17 protein-coding genes are annotated in these 19,622 nt (G+C 48.7%); 10 read left to right on the top strand and 7 right to left on the bottom strand.

What is annotated here, in order from left to right; all coding sequences use genetic code 11:
- Positions 1–88: 88 nt before the first annotated feature.
- From arfB to DS731_RS19755, 3 genes are all read right to left on the bottom strand, one after another.
- Positions 89–502: an alternative ribosome rescue aminoacyl-tRNA hydrolase ArfB gene (gene arfB, locus DS731_RS19765; RefSeq protein ID WP_119503526.1), complete on the bottom strand. Its 414-nt coding sequence runs from the start codon at positions 500–502 to the stop codon at positions 89–91.
- A 5-nt stretch (positions 503–507) separates the two neighbouring features.
- Positions 508–1,404 carry a DUF2608 domain-containing protein gene (locus tag DS731_RS19760; protein WP_119502929.1) on the bottom strand — a complete coding sequence of 299 codons (897 nt, stop codon included), beginning with the start codon at positions 1,402–1,404 and terminating at the stop codon, positions 508–510.
- Positions 1,405–1,524: 120 nt separating this feature from the next.
- A complete protein-coding gene (locus DS731_RS19755; RefSeq protein WP_119502928.1) occupies positions 1,525–3,921 on the bottom strand; it encodes a TonB-dependent receptor in 2,397 nt (798 codons plus the stop codon).
- A gap of 252 nt (positions 3,922–4,173) precedes the next feature.
- Between DS731_RS19755 and DS731_RS19750 the strand changes: the two genes are divergently transcribed.
- The 4 genes from DS731_RS19750 to DS731_RS19735 all read left to right on the top strand — a co-directional run bounded on the left by DS731_RS19750 (position 4,174) and on the right by DS731_RS19735 (position 6,167).
- Positions 4,174–4,473 (top strand): hypothetical protein, encoded by a 300-nt coding sequence (locus DS731_RS19750; protein WP_119502927.1) that lies wholly within the window; start codon positions 4,174–4,176, stop codon positions 4,471–4,473.
- Between the two features lie 57 nt (positions 4,474–4,530).
- Positions 4,531–5,091, top strand: coding sequence for a CBS domain-containing protein (locus tag DS731_RS19745; protein ID WP_119502926.1), 561 nt, complete (start codon positions 4,531–4,533; stop codon positions 5,089–5,091).
- An 89-nt stretch (positions 5,092–5,180) separates the two neighbouring features.
- Positions 5,181–5,630, top strand: a complete 450-nt coding sequence (locus DS731_RS19740) for a hypothetical protein (RefSeq protein ID WP_119502925.1) — start codon at positions 5,181–5,183, stop codon at positions 5,628–5,630.
- 108 nt (positions 5,631–5,738) lie between these two features.
- Complete coding sequence (locus DS731_RS19735; RefSeq protein WP_119502924.1) at positions 5,739–6,167, top strand: hypothetical protein; 429 nt, start codon at positions 5,739–5,741, stop codon at positions 6,165–6,167.
- Between the two features lie 12 nt (positions 6,168–6,179).
- On the opposite strand, the gene DS731_RS19730 is transcribed toward DS731_RS19735, so the two are convergent.
- The gene (locus DS731_RS19730; protein WP_119502923.1) at positions 6,180–6,965 is read right to left on the bottom strand and encodes a siderophore-interacting protein; all 786 of its coding nucleotides are present in this window, start codon (positions 6,963–6,965) and stop codon (positions 6,180–6,182) included.
- A 342-nt stretch (positions 6,966–7,307) separates the two neighbouring features.
- Positions 7,308–7,868 carry a BON domain-containing protein gene (locus tag DS731_RS19725; protein ID WP_119502922.1) on the bottom strand — a complete coding sequence of 187 codons (561 nt, stop codon included), beginning with the start codon at positions 7,866–7,868 and terminating at the stop codon, positions 7,308–7,310.
- Between the two features lie 344 nt (positions 7,869–8,212).
- Between DS731_RS19725 and DS731_RS19720 the strand changes: the two genes are divergently transcribed.
- The gene (locus tag DS731_RS19720) at positions 8,213–10,915 is read left to right on the top strand and encodes an ATP-binding protein (RefSeq protein ID WP_119502921.1); all 2,703 of its coding nucleotides are present in this window, start codon (positions 8,213–8,215) and stop codon (positions 10,913–10,915) included.
- A gap of 238 nt (positions 10,916–11,153) precedes the next feature.
- Positions 11,154–12,158, top strand: a complete 1,005-nt coding sequence (locus tag DS731_RS19715; protein WP_150154333.1) for a hypothetical protein — start codon at positions 11,154–11,156, stop codon at positions 12,156–12,158.
- On the opposite strand, the gene DS731_RS19710 is transcribed toward DS731_RS19715, so the two are convergent.
- Positions 12,150–12,881 carry a MauE/DoxX family redox-associated membrane protein gene (locus tag DS731_RS19710; RefSeq protein WP_119502919.1) on the bottom strand — a complete coding sequence of 244 codons (732 nt, stop codon included), beginning with the start codon at positions 12,879–12,881 and terminating at the stop codon, positions 12,150–12,152. The two genes, DS731_RS19715 and DS731_RS19710, sit on opposite strands and share 9 nt — an antisense overlap.
- 211 nt (positions 12,882–13,092) lie before the next feature.
- Between DS731_RS19710 and DS731_RS19705 the strand changes: the two genes are divergently transcribed.
- Positions 13,093–13,356: a DUF7218 family protein gene (locus tag DS731_RS19705; protein WP_119502918.1), complete on the top strand. Its 264-nt coding sequence runs from the start codon at positions 13,093–13,095 to the stop codon at positions 13,354–13,356.
- Here DS731_RS19705 and DS731_RS19700 read toward each other — a convergent pair.
- Complete coding sequence (locus tag DS731_RS19700; protein WP_119502917.1) at positions 13,353–14,456, bottom strand: Gfo/Idh/MocA family protein; 1,104 nt, start codon at positions 14,454–14,456, stop codon at positions 13,353–13,355. The genes DS731_RS19705 and DS731_RS19700 overlap by 4 nt on opposite strands.
- 219 nt (positions 14,457–14,675) lie before the next feature.
- On the opposite strand from DS731_RS19700, the gene DS731_RS19695 reads away from it, so the two are divergent.
- From DS731_RS19695 to DS731_RS19685, 3 genes are all read left to right on the top strand, one after another.
- Complete coding sequence (locus DS731_RS19695) at positions 14,676–15,992, top strand: methyl-accepting chemotaxis protein (protein ID WP_119502916.1); 1,317 nt, start codon at positions 14,676–14,678, stop codon at positions 15,990–15,992.
- 260 nt (positions 15,993–16,252) lie between these two features.
- Entirely contained in the window at positions 16,253–18,790 is a 2,538-nt protein-coding gene (locus DS731_RS19690) for an efflux RND transporter permease subunit (protein ID WP_232373422.1), read from the top strand.
- Between the two features lie 12 nt (positions 18,791–18,802).
- Complete coding sequence (locus DS731_RS19685) at positions 18,803–19,621, top strand: outer membrane lipoprotein-sorting protein (protein WP_181013641.1); 819 nt, start codon at positions 18,803–18,805, stop codon at positions 19,619–19,621.
- Position 19,622 lies beyond the last annotated feature (1 nt).

The following is a 19,622-nucleotide window of genomic DNA, read 5'->3' as shown; positions in this document are numbered from 1 at the left end:
TAATCACAGCCGGAAACGGGCGTACAGGGGGAATCTTTATCTTTACCTGTGGGTGCGGCTAATTACAGTTGTGCAGCGGAGCAGGAGATCAGAAGTCCACTTTTTTGCGCATCTGTTTACGCTCACTTTGTTGTTTCTTAGAGTTTTCACGGCGCTGTTTAACGCCTTTACCGATGCGTGTCGGTCTGCGCTTCTTCTGTACTTTCGTCGCCTGAGCAATCCACTCAATCAGACGTGCCTGTGCATCCTGCCGGTTTTGCTCCTGAGTGCGGAAGTTTTGTGCCTTAATCACAAACACGCCGTCAGATGTCAGCCGGGTGTCGGCCACCGACAACAAACGGGACTTTATATTGTCCGGCAGCGAGGAGGCATTCACATCGAAACGTAAATGGATGGCACTGCTCACCTTATTGACGTTCTGTCCTCCGGCGCCCTGCGCGCGGATAGCCGTCATATCCATTTCGGCTTCATCAATACGCAGGGACGGTGTGATTTCCAGCATTGCCATCAGTTCACCGTGAGACACAGACCATCTGAACGGCCCGGGAACACGTCCAGCAGGGTTTTATTCAGCTTGTCGTAGTCTGCAGCCATTTTATCCGCCTGCGCTTGTGTGAGTACGGTACCGTGACGGGCAATTCTGGCATCTTCAACGCTGGTGTAATAAAAAATATCCATGTCTGTGTTGCCGTCTTTCCAGGCGGTATACATGTTGTCGATATTCTTGCGTGAATCGTCAATGAAAATCACGGCATCGAAATGTCTGCCGGTTTTATCCAGGATCCAGTGCAGCATTTTGCCTTTATCCATGCCGGTGGTCATCATTACGCCCTGACTGTAAGTCAGCTCCCGGTCCATCTGGTGGCGGTATTCCGGCATGACGCCGTTTTCCAGCGTCAGGGCAGACTGACCAAGTTCGATGCCGTTACTTTTGAGTTCCCGTTCGGTCGCTGAGCGGTAGCGGGGATCCCGCGATGTCAGTGCCATCACCGTATTGCCCGCAAGCTGCCAGCTGGCCACAATTTCGGGTACCAGCGGGTCGGTGACTGTCATCGGGTTGAGTTCATATAACATGCCGATGGTATCTTCAAACAAACACGATACTTTCTGAGCCAGGGTGGGTTTTACATCCAGCTTTCCCCGTTGCCACTGATACCAGATATCGCCACCCAGGTCGGAGGCGCTGGTCAGCAGGGTATTATCAATATCCGACACAATCAGTACATTCGCTGCACCGTAACGGGCATTCAGGGTTTCTACAGCCAGGTTCACTTCAGCGAAATGTGCTGTTTCCGTAATGGTCGCGGAGCCGGTTACCGGGGGCGGTGGTGTGGCACTGCAGGCTGATAAGGTTGCCGCCACGATCAGTGGTATTAATGATGAGTAAATCCGTTGCTTCAACATGAAAAATAACAATTTAAAATGGCAAAGCCCATTACTCTATCAGGTTGTCTTCAGGAGTGAAAAGCCCCGGTAAAACAAATTTACCGGGGCTGTCTGTGTATAGCTTAGTGACAGGTGAGGTCAGAATACCCAACTGGCGAAAGCTGAGAATGTACGGGGTTGTCCGACGCCAACGAATTCTGTGGATTCCACATCGTCATAAATGCCTTCAAGCACTTCATCGGCTTCGCCATAGGTCCCGAAGGTTTCAAACTCTTTATCGAACACGTTGTCTACGCGGAGGCCCAGTTCCAGCGCCTCTGACAATTGCCAGGAAGCTGATACATCAACCAGCGTGTATCCGCCCAGTTTACGGTTTTCGTTAGCTTCATCGCCGCGGAAGTATTGTCCGCCGGTGTAGTTAACGGTAGCGCTCAGGGTAAGGTTTTCCATTGCCTGCCAGTCTGCATCAAATCCTGTCTGGAAAGCTGGCTGGCCCGGGATACGGTCACCGGCCTGAACCTGACGATTGCCGCCCAGCGGGTTTTGCGGACTGAAAGAAGTAAACTCAGACTCGAAAGTGGCTTTCAGGTAGCTTGCGCTGGCGCCCATAGAAAGCGTGTCAAAGTGATAGCGGCCTGCCACTTCGGCACCCTGACGACGGGTATTGTCCACATTCACAAAGTAACCCACGGAAGGGCGGTCACCGGCTTGCTGGAAAATAATATCGTCTTCAGAGTCGCTGTGGTAAACCGCACCGGCCAGTTCCAGGTTGTCTTCAGCCCATGCCAGGCGCAGTTCCAGAGTATCTGTGACAACCTGTTCCAGTGGTGGATCGGCCACAAAGCCGTTAGGCAGTTTACAGGGATCGTCTTCGTCCGCGCAGGACAGTTCTGCCGGGCTTGGCGTACGTGATGACTGACTGTAGCTGGCTGTCAGTGTGAGGGCATCCCGGTGGTACTGCACGCCAACGGAAGGATTAAACCGGTTAAACGTATGGTCGCCGTTCAGTGAGCCTTCGCCGGTTTCAATTTGATCCATCATCTTTATTTCAGAGCGGTTGAAGCGACCGGAAAACCAAACTTGCCATTCATCAGACAGGGTAATGGTATCGCTTAACAGCAGATGATAGTGGGTGACATCAGTTCTCAGGAAAACCTCAGAACCGGCATCATAAACACCGATACCTGCTACGCCACGGGTATCCTCTGCGGTGTCATTGGCCAGAATGGCAAACTCAGTACGGCTGTTAAAATCAATGTTTGCTCTGTCGATACCCCCACCGAACACCCAGTTGTGAATCTTATCGCCGGCTTTGGTGCCACTCAGCTCAAAACTGGCACCGTAACTGCGATTTTGAGTGAGAGATGTATTGGCTGTGCCGTCCAGTTCATCAGGGTCTGTATCGCTGATGTCTTCCAGAGGCACTTCCGGCAGATAACCAACGAACTGAACCGGCGTATCACCTTCTTCATCATCGTCATCGTCGTCGACGGCGTCCTCTTCTGCCTCGTCATCATCATCGTCGTCTTCGTCACCTTCCTCGCAGAGCGTTTCGCCAAATTCGGTTTCACACTCTTCATAATCACTGTCATCACCGTTGTAGGTTTCAATTTCGTTTTCACGGTAATAAACGTTAACGGCAAGCTCAACGGAATCGCTGAGATCCCATTCGTGATTCAGACTGACAAAGGTCAGGTTAGTCATTGTCTGGTCAGGGCGGGTGTAAATGGCGTCGCGGCCTTCATGAGGAATGAGATCTACCGGGATCGCTCCGTTACCAATCAGGTCGTTGTCGGCAAGAGACAATGTTAATAGTGTCCGGCTGTCTTTGGTCTGACGGCTCAGCGTACCAAATAATTGCTTTACTTCGCTGGGGGAGAAATCACGCCAGCCATCTTCTTCATAGAAGCTGGCATTGACGTAATAGCCCCACTCACCATTATTGCCGCCACTTTCAACGGTAGCGCCTTTCTGGCCGAAATTACCGCCCTGTAAGGTGAGTTTGTTGTCTGTAAAGCTGAAGCCGGTTTTACTTCGCAGGGACAATGCGCCCCCCAGCGTGTTCTGGCCGAACAGCGGGTTAGCACCGCTCACAATACTCACGTTGTCCAGCGCAGTCATGGGGACCAGATCCCAGTTTACCGTATCACCAAAAGGCTCGTTAAAGCGGGTACCATTCAGATACACCGACAGGCCCTGAGGTAGCCCCAGTAAAGGCGAAGCGGTAAAACCACGATATTGAACATCAGGCTGAAAAGGATTGTTCGTCACATCATTAATCGATACCGACAGCAATTCGCTGTCCAGTAACCTGGCCAGTGATCCACCGTTGGCAAGATTAATATCTTTTGACCCCAGGGTAGCATTCACCTGAGAGTTATCGTCGCTGTACGCGGACAACGGGGTTTGTCCCGTTACCTCGATCAATTCCTGCTCGTCCCAGTTTACCGCCGCGTGTGCTGTCAGGGGCAGAACTGAGCTTACGGTCAGTGCGATGAGGCTTCGTTTAAAGGCTCTTTCAGTCACGGTATGCATCCGGTTTTTTGTACTTTCTCACAGGTTAGAACAGACGTTGTTTACAGAAAATTAACTTATGGTGGTAACCGGAATGGTACTTTGGTAGCGAATACCCGACTAAAAATCAGGGTTATTCACCGGCGTTATGTTTTCCCTAAACGCGATGAGTATCCGATTATTGCGCTGAAGTGTAGTTTGAATTTTTGAAAATCGTCGTATGTTTATAGTGTGAGCCGGTAAGTTTTTTGACTCACATCAATGGAGAACACGATGCGTTTCTGGGCTGTTGCACTATGGTTGCTGACTCTGCTACCCGTTTTGGGTGATAGCAGTGATGTTGCTATGGGCGCAAAATCAGCCGCAGTCATGTCAGCCAGTGACGGGCAGGTGCCTGAAGTTACTGAGAATACCGTCACCGATGCCGAATCAGACAGTGGCAACGGTATTTTAAGTGCTGTTCATAACGCCATCGTCATACAGCCGTTCAGCGAATATGCAGATATCCGGTTGATCCCTTTGCGGGGCCTCATTCAGGCCTACAGTATCAGAGGGCCACCGGTATTTTCCTGATGTTTATGTTCCCGCTATTGCGGGCCATCCATGATCAAATAAACAAAGGAAATTATCATGCACGTATTACCCTTATTCAAAACCGAAAATGTCGATAAACTCGCCTGGCCAGCAGCGCAAAACCGTTTGACCCTGCAGTCGCCTGCGAGTGCTGTTTTTACTGATTTCAAAGAGCACGTTCCGCTGGTAATCGATTACGATGCTAAAGCGACGGAACTGGAGCATCTGATGAAACAGTCTCATGTGAAAATGAAAATTGTGCTGGATAAGAACGACCAGTTCGCGGGTATCGTGACACTGGCTGACCTTACCGAGCAGCGTATCATGCAGAAAGTTGCCCTGGGCACGTCCCGCAGCGATCTTATCGCGGCGGACTTTATGCAGCCGAAGTCAGCCTTGCAGTCATTCGATTACGAACAGATCCAGCAGGCGACAGTGGAAGATATTATTGAAACACTGAAAGACAACGGCCAGCAGCATTGTCTGGTAATTGACCGCAAGGAACACGTGATTCGTGGCATTATAAGTGTGAGTGATATTGCCAGAGAATTACGCCTTCCCCTTGATATACAAGCACAACCGTCATTTTCGGCGCTTTCCAGCGTCATTGCAGCCTGACACGGACCGGATAAACCGGCTGGCACAGATTACTGTGCCACCGGTTTTCTGGTATAATTCCGCCGTTTTCATTACCCTCAGTAAAGATTATGAAGTTTGTTCACGGCGAATTCGATATAGCATTATCAGGCAACATCATGCTGACTCAGGCATACGGGCCCTGGAATGCTGAATGCGTGGTGGCATTTGGTGAAGCCTACCGGATTGAACGTCAGCTTTTAAAAGCAGACACATGGTCTGATATTGTGATACTGCGTGGCGAAAGCCTGCTTATTCCCGATGCTGAGCGTGTGCTTGGTGTGCGGATAGCAGCGGTTGTGCCGTTAGGTTTGAAAAAAGTGGCTATCGTAACCGCTGAATCCTCAGTGAGCGTTACTGCGCGCATGCAGCTTACCAGAATGTATGACAGCCTGGACGTTGAGTACGATTTTTTCACAACGTATTCTGAAGCAAAGGCCTGGCTCGAAGAAGCGGGCTTTTCAACGTCTGCGCAATCAGAACAGGCATTCTGTGCTCATCTTCCCGCTTCTGTACTGTAATCTTCTCTACTCTATTTTAAAAGCCCCCTTTACAGTAAAAAACTCATAAACTGGAACGTTTCTCGCAAGTCACTGTTTAATATCAGTGAAAAATGAGGAGTGTCGGGTATGCATGCAATGGGAACGTCGCCGGCAGTAGTGATGAAAGCGTATGTTATGGCTTACGAATCTATGGGTATGACACGTCTGGAAGCCGCGAATTTACTGGGTATTTCAGAAGTGGCTCTGGATCAGAGTTTATATGTGGGATTCGAGGAAACGTCGCAGGAGTGTGAAGTTCAGGTCGCTTTAATACGCCTGTACCATTTACTGTTTGCGTTGTCAGATGGCGACAGCCGGTTGATTTCTGAGTGGCTGAACCGCTTCAACTTTCATTTGAATGCCGTACCGGTAACAGTGTGTCACAACCTGGCGGGGATTTTATATCTCACCGATTATCTTGAGGATATGCGTGCAGGAGATGCAATGCCCTTCGTGGATATCAAAGGGCATATTCATGCGGCTAACGATACAGAGGAAGAACAGTATCATCGTTAGCCCGGAGGTTGGCTAGGCGCCGGCTTCGTATTCTTCCATATCTTTACGCTTATCCACCTTATGCTGGTCTTCAGACCGGCCTTCACGCCAGTAACTGCTGATATACAGCTGGTCGTGGGGGATACGCCTTTCTTTTGCCAGCAACTGGCGCAGCCCCCGCATATCTGAGAACTCACAGGCTACCCATGCTGCCGGTGTACCCGGAAGCCAGCTCAGTGATGCCACTTCATCTGCAAGACTGTTAGCACCGGTTACCCAAATCACGTTTACGCCGGCAGGTTTCTCCAGAGGCTGGATATCATCTGCGGTGGTAACCTTGATGACGGCATAGCCCTGTGTTTGCGGCCCCAGTTTTTCCAGATAGGTAGAAATGGCCGGGAGGGATGTCATATCGCCGGCGAACAATACCCAGTCGAAGCTGTCTGCCAGACCTTTGGAACTGCCCGGCCCGCCCACACAAATTTGATCACCGGGTGCTGCGCTTTTGGCCCAGTGTGAAGCCGGACCACTTGCCACACCTTCACCATGCAGCGCCATGTCGATATCCATGGTGCCGTTGCTGCGATCCAATTGACGGATGGTATACGTGCGAAGCTGCGCATCTTGTAAGGATGCCGGTGGCACTGACAAAGGATTACCATCAAAATCAAAAAGTAACTTAACGTATGCCGTTGTATCGATATCGGGATAAGCTTTCAGGGCATCGCCGGTCACGGTGATACGGCGCATATGAGGAGTAACTGCAATATTGTCTTTTACTGTGAGACAGGCGGGTTGTCTTGGCTGTCTTTTTTCCATACTTATTTTCTCTTCTATTAATTCACCACCATTTTAAATGAGAATAATTCTTAAAGACAACGCATTGTTACGAATGGTGGGTATCTGTATAACCGATAAAATAGAATGAAAAAAAAGCCGGAACACAAAGGTTCCGGCAAAAGACATTTAGGAATACACATGGAAACAAAACAATGAAAGCACTCTGTTGTTTTGTGATTTTAAATATAGGACTGACTGCTGCTTTATTCGACATGAAAAACTATATCTGCGTAGTATTCCCGATACCAAAAAAAAGCTCCCGCCATTTGGCGGGAGAAAATCAGAGGTTTTGGTTAGGCCGGGAAAGGCCTGGAGGGGAGATTAACTGTCAACAGACAGTTCACTTTTAACGTCAACAACGTCATCAGTGTTCTTTGCAATGGCTATGATCAAATCGCGCTCTGTGAGCGATTCAACCTTGCCGGTAAGGGTTACAATCCCTCGTAAAGCATGGACATCAATGTCGTCGCCTGACAGTCCGGATTCCAGCAAAAGTTGTGTGCGTATCAACGACACCATTTGCGCATCCCTGACTCCATGGAGCAAGGTGACAAGGTCTCCCTCCAGTAATGCAGGCTTTACAACATCCAACTTGTTTTCAACTGATACTACGCCATCCAGTGACGCCGCAACTTCCTGTGCGAGTTCCCTGTTAACTTCACTGTTAACTTTGCCGGTTAAAATAACCTGTCCCTTGCTCACATCCGTGCGAATATCCATCGTATCGAATTGACCACTAAACAAGAGTGCCGCTTCTACCTTGCCTGCAATTGCATCATCCGTCGCAGATTGCGTTGGCGAGGCTGAAATCCCTTCAGCAAGAAGTGGCGTTGAGAACACAGTCATGACTGTCATTGTCAAAGCGGGAATTATCCGTTTCATACTCTGTTCTCCTGTTCGTTGTCTGTTGCAAACAATAATGCCAGTGGCGTGCCAGATTATACTTTTGTACTAAATATGATGTTATTACGCTGTTTTTAAAGATTTTTTTATGATGTTTAATCCGGTGTGATAAAAAAGAGGAGAATCCGTGTGGGAAAATTTTACCTGCCAGTGTGTCTATATTTTCATACACAAACTTAGATAACTGACTATGGATAGAGGGGGAAACGAGTCATTACTCTATACCGGATTTATACTTTAGTTGAAATTTACTTTCCGTGGTCGACCAGTCGTCTTAAATGTATGCATAATGGGCAAGTCGACCACCAGTCTCTGATACCGCCATGAATATTAATAAATGTGAAGATGAAAAGATTCACCTTATTGAATCTGTTCAATCCTTTGGATACCTGCTAGCAGTTGACCCTGTCTCCTGTCAGGTGAAAGTGACCAGTGAGAATTTATCTGACATTCTCGCGACTCCGGTTTTGCCGGGTCAGTCATGCTTCACAGAAATAGTAGAAATGCCGGACAACGGTCAGGAAATCTTGTCTTCCCTGTATGAGCAGGCCAGAAGCACAGACCGGCGTCACAGTTATGAGTGGACCTTTAAAAATAAAATCTACAAAGACGGGGAATGGCATCAACTGGTAAACAGTGTCATCTACGCAAGCGGTGAACTGCTGGTCGTGGAGTTAGAGCCGTCACCGGTTCTGGCAGGCAGTGTATCATCTAAGTGGACGCCTACAGATACGGATATCCGGCCGTTATTGCCCAGCTTATTTGATTTGCCAACGGTTGAAGCGGTGGCAGACAAGATCGCATCGGCGATGAGAGAATTCATCGGCTTCGATCGGGTGGTGGTGTACAAGTTCGATAAAGACTATGCCGGTGAAGTTATCGGTGAGGACTGCCATGAAGATTTAGTGCCGTTCAAGGGGCTGAAGTTTCCCGCATCAGATATTCCTTCTCAGGCTCGCGCCCTTTACGTAAAAAACATGGTGCGCTGCGTCTATGATACCGATGAGACGCCCGTTAAGCTGATCCCGTCACTGAGTGAAAGTGAACGCAGCCCTTTGGATTTATCGCTATCCATGATTCGGGGTGTGTCGACGGTGCACTTGCAGTATATGCGCAATATGGGGATCCGCGCTTCGTTCTCAGTGTCCCTTATCTACGAAAACAAATTATGGGGCATGATTGCCTGCCACCATCGTGAACCCAAGTATGTTGAGCAACGCCGGCGGTTAATTTGTGAAAGCTTAAGTCAGGTATTTACCTATCAAATGCACGGCAAGAGTATTGAGGTGAAACGAAACTCTTATCAGACCCGCCAGCAGCACCTTAACCGTATCATCAATACGCTGACAAATAAGAGTAACCCTCTGGATGGCATAAAAGAGGTGCAGACGGCACTGCTAAATACCATGCGGGTATGTGGTGTTGCCGTTGTAACGCCCAATTCACACTATCTGATTGGCAGAACACCAAGCTTTGAAACGGTGTCTCACCTGTTTCACAATTATGCCAAAGACAGCAACGGTGAGTCCAAAACCACTGCACTGACCCGTATCAGCGATGACATCATTGCCAACTTTAAATTAAACGGGGTCAGAGGCCTGTTCATTTCTCCCGTGTCCAGTCGTCACGGGTATTACACCATGTGGTTCAGGGAACCGGTGGATACCACAATCCGCTGGGCGGGCAAAGCTGCCAGCGAGTCTGATGTGAACAAGTCACTCACTCCGAGGGACTCATTCGATACCTATATTGAGTCAGTCGTGGACCAATCTAAAGACTGGTCGACGGATGACACATTACTCATTGAGAGCTTTGAGCAACTCTTTATCCCTTATGCACTGGGCATGAAAAGTTCACTCGACAGCCAGGTAGCAAAACTGGAAGAACTGGATAAAGCCAAAGACCAGTTCCTGGCCAGTATTTCCCATGAACTGCGTACGCCGCTTAATTCGATAATGGGCTGGACAGATTTAGCCCTGATGGACACATCCAATCATGAAAGGCTGGTGGAAGCACTTAATGTTGTAAAGCGGGCATCCAGTACACAGGCAGACTTGATCAACGATATTCTGGATATGTCGCGGATTATATCCGGCACGATGAAGCTGAGTGTGCAGTCCGTTTCAGTGAGTGAAGCGGTACAGGACGTGGCGAAACAGTTCGAAGCCGGTTTTGCAGCCAAGAATATTAAGCTGAGCGGTTATTATCAGGACGAACACACTACCATTCTGGCGGATAAAGTGCGCATAAAGCAGGTGGTGCATAATCTGTTATCTAATGCCCTGAAATTCACGCCCAAGGGGGGATGTGTCACTATCAGCGGTGCCAGAGAGCATTCCAATTACAAGCTTTTCGTCCGCGATACGGGGAAAGGATTGTCTGAGGAACAGCAAGCGCACGTTTTCGAGCGGTTCTACCAGGGCAGAGCATCTCACAATAAGCAAGGCCTGGGCCTCGGTTTGTCCATAGTGAAAAGCATCGTAGAAATGCACGGTGGTGATATATGGGTCAGTAGCGACGGCGAAGGTATGGGGACTACGTTTTATGTCACTATTCCAATCGCGCCGGTTGCCAGTCCGCTGCCGAAAACCCAATCAACTGATGTAGTAGAAGGCAGTGCGGCGCACAGTGACAGGCTCAGCGGACTGCGAATTCTGGTGGCTGAGGATGAAGAAGACGCCAGAAAATTCCTGCGTCTGTTCCTCGAAAGTCATGGTGCACAAATCACGCTGGCCAAAAATGGTCTGGTTGCCTGGCGCATTCTCAACGAAACACCACGGGCGTTTAATTTGCTGTTGTCAGATATTGGCATGCCGGAGCTGGATGGTATTGGTTATATCACCAAAATCCGGGGCAGTGAGCATAAGGAAATCAGAGAGTTCAACGCCGTTGCGCTTACCGCTTATGCTTACACCGCAGACAGAGTTAAAGCGCTGAAAGCCGGATTTTCAAATTATGTCTCTAAACCTGTGGATGCAGAAGAGCTGCTGACCGTACTGGAAATGTATAAACCTGAAGGTGAATAAAAGGTGGCGGGTCAAAAACGGCCCGCCCGTCTTGCTGTTACTGTTTTTGCTTTATCCCTTTCCTGTCATTCAGTAAGCTGTGTTAAACAGTTTGCTGCCACGGAACCGGTTGGTGAAAAAATACGGAATATTAATACTGACACTTGCTTTAGCCATTCTTGCCGGTGTTGTCTTCTTTCAAAAAACTGATAAACCGGCTAATAGCACGGCCCGGCTTCCACAAACAAAAGTTGTAAACATGCCTGCGGAAGAGCCGCAACCTCCGGTCACCGCTGAACAAAATGAAAGCACTGAAAAGCCTGAACCTGTATTTGATCGTTTTCCTTCCTGTCCGCGGTTGAGTCCCGACGACTACACGCTGATTGAAAAGAAAATAAAAGCCTTTTATGCAGAAAACCTCAGTTCAGAGAATGAGCAATCACGCCTGACCGCACTCATGATGACCAGTTCTGAGGGTGAAGCAGCGATGAATGCGTGGCAATCATTTTTGTCTGAATATCCCCGTAATACAGATGCTGTCCGGGAAACATTACGACTTTGCAGTGTGAACGGTTCCCACTCCGTGTGTAACCATCAACTGGTGCGTCAGGCAGAAGAGGCTGCCCGTGATGATGGTGAAACCTGGCTGAACCTGGTGTTATTTCATATAGAGCAGAATGATCATGAGGCCGTACTGGCCTCTCTTGAAAATATGGTGCAGGCTAAGAACTATTCTAATCATTATGCCCGGTTTGTTTCCCTGGCGCTGGATTCCGTGGTAGCTGAGCAGGTGGCTTCTCTTGAAGGTGCTGTGATTTATGCGATGGGTAAATGGGCCGCCGGTACGTACAAATATAATCTGCTCAAAACATGGTGCGGGCGCAGGGCTGACGAGCCTGCTGTCGCCAGTGCATGCATTGCGGCTGCAAAAGATATGGTGGCAAGAGCGCCACTAGAGTTAGAAAAATTAATTGGTCATGATATAGAGCTCGATATTCATACGAAGCAGGGCAACATGGCGATGGTTGATGCTGTCAGAGAAGAAATGGAAGCTGATGTAACACCGGAGCATCCTCGTCTTGCGGATGCTCTGGATTTGATGATGCATGACCATGCACTTTTCTACACCTGGCTTAATGCATTGCAGCAATCCAGTGAAGAAGACGCTATTTCTGCCCTGATAAAAGAGGCCGCCGATAAATCTGCTGACCCCTCGTATCAACCTTGTCGCACAGAGTCAGACCCGCCCTCTGCGTCAGAGTAAAATCATCAACAGTGCACCGAAAATCATGAACAGATTTTCAGACAAGGATACAAAGCCTAAGGGCACATTGCTGTCACCGCCAACACAAGCGCATTTCAATTCACGCTTGTCCACGTAAACGGCTTTATAAACTGAAACCGCGCCAACCGACCCTATGAAAAGTGAGATGGGGGCAATCAGCCACACGGGCAACATCGCAATCATGCCTATGCCGGCGAAAGCTTCCAGAAAGGGGTAGAGGTAGGCGTAGCGTAAGTGCTTCATCGCCAGTAAATCATAGGTGATAAATGAGTTAGTAAAGCTGAAGAGGTCCCGTAACTTCTGTACCGCCAGTAAGGTCATGGAAAAGGCAATAAACAGCATAAGTGTACGAACGCTGAAAAAGTGTGTCATCAGCAGGCTCTGTACGGCGAAAGCCAGTAATAATGCAACAGCAAAAATCACCAGAACCGGTGTGTAGGTTGTACCGGATTGCGGTGTGTCGCCTTTGCCGAAGTATGCCTGCAAATCATCATAGCCGCCAATACGCTGACCATCGATGAAGGTTTGCGGCGTGGTTTTTACATCATGCTTCTGCTTAAATTTATCGGTTTCTTCCCGCGAGGTCAGTTTGTGGTCTTCAATGTGAAACCCTTCCCGCTCAAGTAAATCTTTTGAGCGCAGGCCGAAGGGACAAATATGTTCATCTGTAACCATGCGATAGAGCTGTGCAACTTTTGCCATGTTTCCTCCCTTGTTCAATAAGCAGTTTTCAATAGGCGATCCGGTCAGGATTCAGTATTGCTACGCAGCATCACCGTATTTTGATCCGTAAAGATGCGTGACAGGTCTTGTCAGTCCGGGATTAAACCAGTGAGCAAGTCTTCGGGTATCAACGAGTGATGTACGCAAATGAGGTATGTGTGCCGGAAACTTATATGTTGAGGATAAATCGATGACAAAAAATCACGGTAGCCAGATTAAAGACGACGAACAGTACGAAGCGCTTAGGGATAAAGGCTTCAGCAAAGAAAAGGCTGCAAGAATTTCTAATGCACAGGCCAATGACAGCCTGCATCCGTCTGAGAAAGGTGGCACAAGTAAAAAATATGAAGACCGGACGAAGAAAGACCTGTACGGGCAGGCTAAAAAAATTGGAATCAGTGGCCGCTCCCGGATGAGTAAAGCAGAACTTATAGACGCTCTGCGCAAACATTAGTCCAGAAGCACTTGCTCCCCGGTCTCAGCGGACTTAAAGATGGCGTTGATGATCTTCACGTCACGCAATGCATCCCCGGCCGTAACCAGTGCGGGGCCGGTGCCCAGAATTGCTTTGGCATCATTGTCCATTTGCAGCGTTTGTTGCATGGCACTGATCGCAGGTAAGGTTTCGCCGTTACTGGCCGTACCCGTAACGCCTGAGTAACTTTGCATAGGTTTAAGCTGATACCAGCCCTCCTTGCAGTTAGCTTTGAAATAATTGAAGCCCCGCACAACACTGGCACCACAGTCAGCACGGCTACCATCGGCAAATTCCATAGTGAAAATGGTGGTTTCGTCCACTTCTTTGAATATGTCAGGATGAGACTTTTCGTGATACCCGCTCACAGCTACAGGTTCTTTGCCGCTGATGAAGCGGGTGCCATTAATGGCATACACTCCCATATCGTATAACGCACCACCACCCATCGCTTTCTGCATTCGCCAGTTGCTTGCTTCACGGCCGGAACCGGCATAGCCTGCATAACTTTCAAAACCGGTGAAAGCACCAAAGGGCTGTCGTAAATGATACTCCGCAAAATGACGGGTATTCGGCTCATGCTGCATGCGATAACCGATAGAAAGCATCACTTTGTTGCGGCTGCAGGCATCAATCACAGCCTGACATTCGGCCTCATCCATAGCAAAAGGCTTTTCACACCACACATGCTTGCCAGTGTTGGCAGCCATAACGGAGAAATCTTTATGCGTACCCGTGGGGGTGACCACATAAATCACGTCGATGTTATCGTTATTGGCAATGTCGTTCATTGTCCCGTAGGTGTACGTATTTTTATCAGGGATACCATACTTTGACTGCCACTCTGGTATTTTCTCCGGACTGCCGGTAATAATACCCCGTAGTTCACAGTGGCGGGTGGCCTGCAGCGCCGGGGCAAGCAGACGTGTGCTGTAGTTACCCAATCCCAGCAGGGCTACACCCACTTTGTCTTTCGAAGGGCGGGGAAGAGCAAGCGCAGAAGAAACCGGTACTGCTGATGCGATGAGCAAACCGGAACTGGCGAGCTTGACGAACTGGCGTCGGTGAAGTGTAGACATAATTGCCCTGTTGTTTGATTTTTGCCCGTTTTTAGCCTAGCTATTATTAGGTGCTTTTTCAATGTCCTGAAACTGACATATAAAAATGGTTAATTTTATAAATCAAGAAATTAGACCACTCTGCCGATAAAGATCACGTAAATTTATATTTACTGCTAACCACGGGATCAAAGACACGTGCGGCAGTCATAAACTCATTAACGACTGGAAATAAATTTTATGTTTAATCGTCACCTCGTCAAAGAAAACGAAGCGCTTCGGGAAGAACTGAACATGCTTAAACAGGTTCGTGAAAGTCTTCGTGATGAGATGATTTTCGTGAAACTTGATCACGCAGGTCGCATTGAAAAAGTGAACCGCCTGTTCGAGGAAGAGTTAGGCTACCGCGGGTCAGAAGTGGAAGGTAAACATTTTCTCGATTTTGTTCCGTCTATTGCGAAAGGCACAGATTATTACAAGAAACTGCATCAGGCGATGGAAAGTAATCATCATTACAGCGGGGCCATTGAGTTTACCCGTAAAAATGGTGAGGAAGCCTGGCTTCGCGGCGTGATGCAGCCCATTTTAGATAATAACGGCAGAGTGCATCACTTCTCCGTTAACCTGAACGATCTCACCAGAACGATTACCATGTCGAAAGAGCATGAAGACTTAGTCGAGGCATTACATAAATCCACGGCGGTAATCGAATTTGACCTGAATGGTCATATTTTGGATGCAAATGCCGCTTTTCTTGGGGCAGTAAAATACAGTCTTAAAGATATCAAGGGTAAGCATCACCGCATGTTTTGTACTGATGAAGAAGCAAGTTCAGAGAAATACAAACAATTCTGGAGCAAGCTAGATCGCGGCGAGTTCGTGGCCGGACGTTTCCAACGTGTAGATGCTCAAGGGAATGCGTTGTGGTTGGAAGCAACGTATAACCCCATTCACGATACCCACGGCCGTTTGTATAAAGTGGTGAAGTTTGCCACAGAAATAACCGCTCAGGTCCAGCAGGAACAAGCAGTAGCGAATGCTGCTGATATTGCCTATCACACCTCTAACAATACCGATGCTGTTGCCCGCAAAGGTAAAGATGTGATCAATAAAGTGCTGGAAGAAATGTCTACACTGTCAGAGCAAATGGACAAGGCGAAAGAGGGGATCCACGCACTGGACTCTCAGTCCCAGCAAATCGCGACTATTATCAGCAGTATCAGTGCTATTGCGGATCAAACTAACCTGCTGGCACTGAACGCTGCTATTGAGGCGGCCCGTGCGGGTGATCAGGGACGTGGCTTCGCCGTTGTTGCTGATGAAGTGCGTCAGTTGGCTTCCCGTACGTCTGAAGCCACAGAAGAAATTGTGAACGTGGTGAAACACAACCAGACACTGGCCGCAGACGCCGTAGAACTGGTGAATAAAGGTGATGAACGGGCACAAACCGGACTGGCTTTCGCAGAAGAGGCCGGTGCGGTCATTGACGAGATACAGGAAGGTGCCCGTGCCGTTGTTGATGCCGTCGGTCAGTTTGCCAATCACTTGACAAAATAATCTCATATCTGTTTGTTTTACTAAGAGCGCAGCCCGCACTTTAGCCGGCTGCGTTTTTTTGTCCCTGCATAACCGGCAGCGTTGTAAATCCGCTGCCTCATTCTCCTGTCTTGTCCCGTTTTATCCCGTCCTGTTCCGGACGTCCGGTGCACCCTTCAGCCAGCTTTCATATCTGAGTGGCCACTTCCCCGCGCAAGCAATAGTTGCAATATAAGAAAATATTTATATAATGAAATTCTTATGTTTGTTTTGGTGATCCTGTGAAAAAGCTGTCAGCACGTTTTCTTAATTTTTCTGTCAACCATGCTCTGTGGGTTTATGCGCTTGTCGGGCTGATCACATTAGCGGCTGCTGCCATGATCCCGTACCTTCAGGTCGATACCGATCCTGAAAATATGCTGCCTGCCAGTCATCCTCAAAGAGCTTTTCACAATCAGGTAAAGCAAGATTTCGCAATGCATGATGCCATCGTGGTGGGCGTAGTTCCGCAAAATGGAGAGAGTATTTACACACCGAAAACACTGGCAGAAATTAAACAGGTTACCGGTGCAATACTGGCTATTGACGGGGTCATTGATGCGGATCTTATGTCCTTATCCACCGTGGATAACATCACTCAGGCCGGGCCCGGGACAATCCGGTTTGAATGGTTGATGGATAAGGCACCTGAAGATACAGCCGGTGCTGAGCGAATTAAGGAACATATCGAAAGGTTGCCGTTACTTTACGACACGCTGGTGGCTGAAACTGGCAAGGCTGCGGCGATTTACGTACCCATCGCAGATAAAAATGAAAGCTACCGCATCGCAACGGCTATCCGTACTGAAATTGATAAAACGGGGTCGGAGCAGTCATGGTATATCACCGGCTTACCTGTTGCTGAGGACCAGTTCGGTGTCGAAATGTTTGTGCAGATGGGGATTTCTGCGCCGCTGGCAGGCGCCACAATATTCTTCCTGCTATTCCTTTTCTTCCGCAACCTGCCACTAATCATTGCGCCAATGATTGTTGCCATGGTCACGGTCATTGTGACCATGGGCGTGATGATTGGTATGGGATTTACTGTTCATATCATGTCGTCAATGATTGCTATTTTTCTCATGCCCATTGCTGTGGTGGATTCAGTTCATATTTTGTCGGAGTTTTCTGACCGTTATAAGCCCGGCGAGGATGCAGGCGATGTCATTAGCCGGGTTGTGTCCCATTTGTTTACGCCGATGCTATATACCTCTGTGACCTCATCTGCCGGCTTCTTTTCGCTGATGTTAACGCCAATCCCGCCGGTACAGATTTTTGGCGCCTTTGTAGGCAGCGGTATCCTGCTGGCGTTTCTGCTGACACTTATTTTTATGCCGGCTTACGTGTCGCGGATGAGTGAATCATCTTTAGCCAGGCTTCAGCAGGCTCTCCACGGTGATGGTCAGTCTCAGACCGGAGTCGCCCGGTTTGCTGCAAATATCGGACGGGCGGCTATGGCATGGCGTCGTGGCTGGATTCTCTTATTTGCAGTTCTGTTCGTTTTTTCTGTTTGGGGAATGACAACCATTCAGATAAACGATAATCCGGTACGCTGGTTTAAAGAAGATCATGAAATTCGTGTGGCAGATCGCGTACTGAACGAACAGTTTGCCGGTACCTATAATGCTTACCTTGTATTGACAGATAACCGTCCGGTACCGGACGCCGATTCCCTGCTGAGTACTCCTGTACCGGTGTCATTGAGCACCTGGCGCGAAGACACGCTGAAAAAGGTCGCTTCTTCTGATAGCGCCGCTGCTCTTGAAGCGCTGGTCTTTGCCATTGATGATGCGTTGTTTGCCGCAGAAGACGATGAGGCCATTGAATGGCTTGAGGGGGCAATGAGTAAAACTGAACTGGCTCTGTCTGCCAGCAAGACGTTTCAGTCTCCTGACTTATTAAATCAAATCAGTGAACTGCAAGGGTACCTGAGTCAAACCGGTTTGACCGGTAAATCAAATTCACTCGCTGATGTGGTGAAAGTGGTGAACCGTGAACTGAGAAGCGGTGAAGACACAGACTACACTCTGCCTGATTCTGAACAGGCTGTGGCGCAAACATTGTTGCAATATCAGTCGTCACACCGGCCCGGTGATCTCTGGCATTTTGTGACCCCTGATTTCAGGCAATCCCTGCTTTGGTTGCAACTCACCAGTGGTGATAATCAGGCAATGACAGCAGTAACAGAGAAAGTTGCAGCCTGGTTTGCAGACAACCCGTTGCCTGAGGGCATTGAATACCACTGGGCGGGCAAAGCTTATCTGAATGTAGTCTGGCAGGACAATATGGTAAAAGGCATGACAGAAAGCCTGACCGGTGCGTTTGTAATGGTGTTCATTATGATGGTGGTATTGTTCCGCTCTCTGGTATTCGGCATGCTTGCCATGCTGCCGCTTACCATCACCATTTCATTGATTTACGGCATGATTGGCTTTATTGGAAAAGACTACGATATGCCAATCGCTGTTTTATCAGCGCTGACACTGGGGTTGTCTGTTGATTTCGCTATTCACTTTCTGGAACGTGCCCGGGCAATTTATGACGAAACCGGGAACGTCGATACCACCTTACAGGCAATGTTTGGCGAACCCGCCAGCGCAATCACCCGCAATGCGCTGGTAATTGCACTTGGATTTACCCCGCTTCTGTTTGCACCACTTGTGCCCTACATCACGGTAGGTATTTTCCTGGCGGCTATTATGGCAATTTCAGCACTGGTCACTTTACTGGTGCTGCCGTCCGCCATGAGCCTGCTGCGTCGTTTTGTGTTCCCCGGATAACGGAGAGATATTATGTTTATTGGTCAACAGTATTTTAAACACGTCAGGGTGTTATCGTTCGCTATTATGTTCACCTTGCCGGCTGCTTTTGCCACCGCTGAGTCTGTGGATGTCACCGCCTTAATAACGGCATCGGAAAAAGCAGCCTATTATGCGGGAGATGACGGACGGTCAGACGCCAGAATGCTGATTGTGGACGGGCAGGGACGGAAGCAAATGCGTCAGTTCACTATTTTGCGAAAAGATGTTGCCGACAATGGCGATCAGAAAATGATGGTGTTCTTCAGTCGCCCGGCAGATGTCAAAGACACGGTTTTTCGTGTTGAGAAACATGCCAGCCTGCAGCAGGAAGATGACCGGTGGTTATATCTGCCGGCCCTGGATCTGGTCAAGCGGATTTCCGCCGGAGACAAGCGAACCTCTTTCACTGGTTCCCATTTCTTCTATGAAGATGTATCCGGACGGGCAGTCAGTGAAGATAACTTCACACTGCAAAGCGAAACCACTGAGCGTTATATCTTAAAGGCAAGTCCGAAAACACCTGATTCTGTGGAATTCAGCTATTACGTCGTTGAAATTGATAAACAAACCACGTTACCTGTGTTGATTAATTTTTATCGTGAAAACGGTGAGAATTATCGCCGCGTTGAAGCTGTGTCTGTGGAGACAATACAGGGAAAGCCCACCGTTACCCGCTCTAAGGTAACGGATCTGGCATCAGGCGGTTACACCCTGATGGAATTCAGAAATGTGAGTTATGACCTGGGACTGGATGATAATATTTTCAGTGAACGGAGTCTTCGTACACCTCCTGTTCAGTGGCTGAAATAGT

Source organism: Alteromonas sp. RKMC-009, assembly GCF_003584565.2.
In the GTDB taxonomy this organism is placed as follows: domain Bacteria; phylum Pseudomonadota; class Gammaproteobacteria; order Enterobacterales; family Alteromonadaceae; genus Alteromonas.
This window is presented reverse-complemented; position numbering and strand designations above follow the sequence as displayed.